5 protein-coding genes are annotated in these 3,807 nt (G+C 35.7%); all 5 read right to left on the bottom strand.

Translation table 11 applies throughout. The features are described from left to right. Positions 1–67: 67 nt before the first annotated feature. Positions 68–352 (bottom strand): hypothetical protein, encoded by a 285-nt coding sequence (locus ACFSCX_RS20150; protein WP_377930056.1) that lies wholly within the window; start codon positions 350–352, stop codon positions 68–70. 1,204 nt (positions 353–1,556) lie between these two features. After that, positions 1,557–2,045, bottom strand: a complete 489-nt coding sequence (locus tag ACFSCX_RS20155) for a hypothetical protein (protein ID WP_377930058.1) — start codon at positions 2,043–2,045, stop codon at positions 1,557–1,559. Between the two features lie 221 nt (positions 2,046–2,266). Then, positions 2,267–2,473 (bottom strand): HAD hydrolase-like protein, encoded by a 207-nt coding sequence (locus tag ACFSCX_RS20160; RefSeq protein WP_377930059.1) that lies wholly within the window; start codon positions 2,471–2,473, stop codon positions 2,267–2,269. A 191-nt stretch (positions 2,474–2,664) separates the two neighbouring features. Continuing rightward, the gene (locus tag ACFSCX_RS20165; RefSeq protein WP_377930060.1) at positions 2,665–3,360 is read right to left on the bottom strand and encodes a uridine kinase family protein; all 696 of its coding nucleotides are present in this window, start codon (positions 3,358–3,360) and stop codon (positions 2,665–2,667) included. Positions 3,361–3,460: 100 nt separating this feature from the next. Continuing rightward, positions 3,461–3,807, bottom strand: a 347-nt coding sequence (locus ACFSCX_RS20170) for a phosphotransferase (protein WP_377930061.1), incomplete at its 5' end; no start/stop codon positions are given.

The raw sequence follows: 3,807 nt of genomic DNA on the forward strand, positions 1-3,807 counted from the left end.
CCTGTATTTTTGTTCCCCATTTATGGACACAACCTTTCGTTATCATTCTAGTCAAATTTTAAAGAACTTAACTAGGTTGTGTCCATGAAACTATACTAGCATCAATACTATGAATCAACAATGCTTTTTTATTTCTTTGTTTGTCGTTTAAATTCTTAGTCAGATAATCAGATAAGATAGATACTGGTAAGCCAATAAGAAGTATAAATGGAGTTGCACCAACAAGAAGAACACCAAAAACAGCAAAAAAGTTATAATTAGTAAAACCATCCATTATGGCAAAGAAAAGGTTAAGAATTAATCCAGTTAATAGAGTGGTTAAAACAAATCCAAAAATTTTCCTTAAAAACATAAAATCCCCCAAATTTAAAATAAATTCAATATTGCTTTATTACTAAACTGTTCCTTAGCTTAATAAACTTCCACCAAAAAAAGCACTTCTCCTTCTTTCAGAAATGGTAGCAATAGGTAAGCGTTTGAAGTTATCTCCAGCTTTTCCCCTGCCCAACACGGAACGTGATAGTTTCCCATCATTCCGCGTGCCATCTAATAATATGTACTAGATTATAAGTTCCTTGTTACTTTACTAGAATTGAAATCACATGGTTGTATTTAAACCGCACTTTTCACGATATGTGTTCAACTTCTTTAGCATTGACTTTGTGATATAAAAGCCTTTTAAGCGTGAATGTATTGCCATTTCATCTGTTTGGTGTATTGCCGTATGTATGTCTTTGTGCAGAATTCTTAGGTTGTTAAAAGTATCATCTCCACCTAGATGTATGGGGATGTAGTGGTACAGTGTACTTCGTGAGCTTGTAGAAATACGCCTGTGATTTCCTCTTAGATGATGTTCCCACATTCTTACCCGACCGGTGCAATTCACGTTAGGAAAATAATCATTCTATATTACTAGACTTGGGGCTATTCCTCCACTTCCATTACAGAAGTTTCTTTGGTCATGCCCCTACCTTCGCAAGAATAAATACATTTCAGCTTTCGCCTTATAGTAACCATCTTGGATAACAGTCCATGTATCGATGTTTCTTACTTCCCAAGTACCTTACAAAGTAGCTATCCATTCTAGAGGTAGGTGCTTCCTCTGAGCCTGTGAGCTTGATACCGCCGTTGTTCAGTATAATGTATTTCATAGGGTAGATTTTTACTCTACATCACTCACCTCTTCGTAAGAAGAGCCATAGGTTTCCTCTATGTTCTAACTTTAGACCCGTACCTTCGGAAGTTCGTCAGTTCTATTCGATTAGAACTATTCTCAACATATCTAGTTTTTCAGCCATGCGGTCTATCTGTCAGCATACCCTTCTGTAAAGATGGCTTTAGCTTTCATTCAACCGAATCTACCTGTGCTTCGAACCCTATAAACTGTTATTTATAACGCACACAGGAGTATTGATGGAATAGTTTCTGGAAACGTGGTTCCGTCATTCCTATTCTCCCTTGTAAAGTTAGAATCCATCTAGTGAATCCCCTGTATTTCACGCTAGTAACGCTTATTACAGAACTTGTCACACCTACCCGTTTGTTTAATAAGAAGTTTAATCTTGTGTGCTTACACCATATCTGCTTTTTTTACCCATCCATGAACTAGCATCACGCCATTTAAGACTCTTTGCAGAAATCCAGCTATTTGCACCTTGAGTAAAATCATTTGGTTCCCAATCATAATCATCAGCCCAATAAAAAAGACCTTCGTGTAGGATAAGTTTTGCTTCATAAATGATTGAATCATAGTTTATCGGACTTGGAATGATGTGAAATTGAGTTACCCCTTCAAAGAGCAGTTCAATTGCAGAAGGATTATCAAACTGTCTTTGGAAAAGGATTCGTACATTAGTATCAAGTTCTGTTGACATACCCATTGATAAATTTTCATCTACATAGCTTTCGGTCCACATATATAATTCCTTTAAGCAACTATCATGAAACCCACCAAATGTATCTAAGAGATTTTCAATATCATTACTATCTTTAAGCTCTTTCCATTCCAAAAAAACCACCATCTTTAAATTATTTACTTCTTCCATTATTTTGCCCTTTAACCAAATTATAAAACAAGCGACCAGCCGTAGCTGATCGCATCCTCTTGTTAAACATTTGCCCCCTTTAGTGAAAAAAATTATTCTTTACTTTTACTTATTACCCATTTAACAGCGTCTAAAAGGTTTTCAGCAACATAATTCTGGTTCAATTTCTGCCCATTTATCCCTGAATTGGTTAAGAGCACTATATCCCCATCCTGTAAGCACTAAATTTTCATTGCTCCAACATAATGAGCTGCCAACATATCTGTTGAACCAACGTCACCAATAAATACAGTTTTTGTTAAATCTAATTTATATTTTTTTGACGCTTCCAAAAGCATCCCTGGTTTTGGCTTATGACAATTGCAATCTATGAGGACAAATAAAGGCATCATCAAATTTATATGTTTGAAATTCCTTGTAAAAATCATCGAGAGTAGCCTCACCTCTACTTATTCTATTTTGATTAGTACAGGCAAAAGTTTTAATATTATTATCCTATAAAATTTGTAATGCATCTCTACTGAACGAACCTTCTAAAACAATCCTGCTTCTATAGTTCAACAGAAGAAGCCCTAATCCTTCTTATATTAGAGCATCCGTTACTTGAATAAGTAACTTGTTAATTTAATACCCATTTACGAACTATATCTAAAGAATTATTAGAAGTAATAGACCCGTTTAAGATTAAATCTGCGTGCCATTTTGTAGGTTCAACAAACTCGTTATGACGATGTCTAACTAAATCAAGATATTCTGAAGAGATTTCGTCAAAGGTTTGTTCGTTTATATCTCTTTTTAATCTCCTAACTAATCTCTCATCTGACGGGCAATCAACAAATATCTTCAAATCAATTTTTTCTCTAATTTCCTCAAAATACAAGACCATCAAGCCTTCAATAATAACAACATCAAACATTTTAGATGATATAAAATGATTAATATCTCTATTTAATCTATCAATATCAACAGAAGTTGGATGGTCATAATCATCATATTCCTTCCCATTGTAAGGAGCATTCACTTTCGGTTTTACCTCTCTAAAGTAATCATCAGTAGATATTGTTTTAACTTTTAATACATTTAAGTTCTTTGCCAAATTACTACAAAAGGTAGTTTTGCCACTACCAGAACCGCCTGCTATTCCAATTACAATGCAACGCTCTATTTTTTTCATTATGTTCTCCTTTACTCCTATATCCATCCTTCTTGCATTATCCTGCCTCTTTACTTCAATAAAATAGGAGCAATCTCCGTCTTGAAGATTCGTACCCTTATCTTGAATAAGCATACCTTTTTCAGGGGGTATCAAAAACACCCAAATTGACCCTTAGGGATAAACACAAAACAGCACCTCAGGAAATGCTTTCCCATACGGTACTGCTCAAATCAGGCTGATGTGATAGCCTGTAAATTTATTAAACCATAACGGGTATGGTTTTCATTTCATATATTTTTTGGAGAGTATCGACATGCTTCCTCTTCTCGTCATCATCCTCTGTGTGGAGATACCCCTCAACAAGCCTGTACCCGAATACGAGAAGGATTATCTCGTAGACACAATGTTCGGAAATTCGTGATACATCCGCATACTCCGAAAAGCCTTTGTAATACGCAGGGATAGATCGTTGGTAGTGTTCGACCATGTTATCGATATCCGGTTCATCCGCAATCAGGCTTGCGAGATCCTCGCCCAGGTAGCCCCATCCGCTAGTGTCCCAATCGATAAGCGCGAAATTCCCATCAGCATAGATAAGATTGGTTA

It is taken from the genome of Bacillus salitolerans, assembly GCF_042680805.1.
GTDB classification, from domain to species: Bacteria; Bacillota; Bacilli; order Bacillales; family SA4; genus Bacillus_CJ; species Bacillus_CJ salitolerans.

Coding starts and splice junctions, on each gene's coding strand:
- ACFSCX_RS20160 (WP_377930059.1), bottom strand. CDS start 2,473: ATGATTTTTACAAGGAATTTCAAACATATAAATTTGATGATGCCTTTA.
- ACFSCX_RS20155 (WP_377930058.1), bottom strand. CDS start 2,045: ATGGAAGAAGTAAATAATTTAAAGATGGTGGTTTTTTTGGAATGGAAA.
- ACFSCX_RS20150 (WP_377930056.1), bottom strand. CDS start 352: ATGTTTTTAAGGAAAATTTTTGGATTTGTTTTAACCACTCTATTAACT.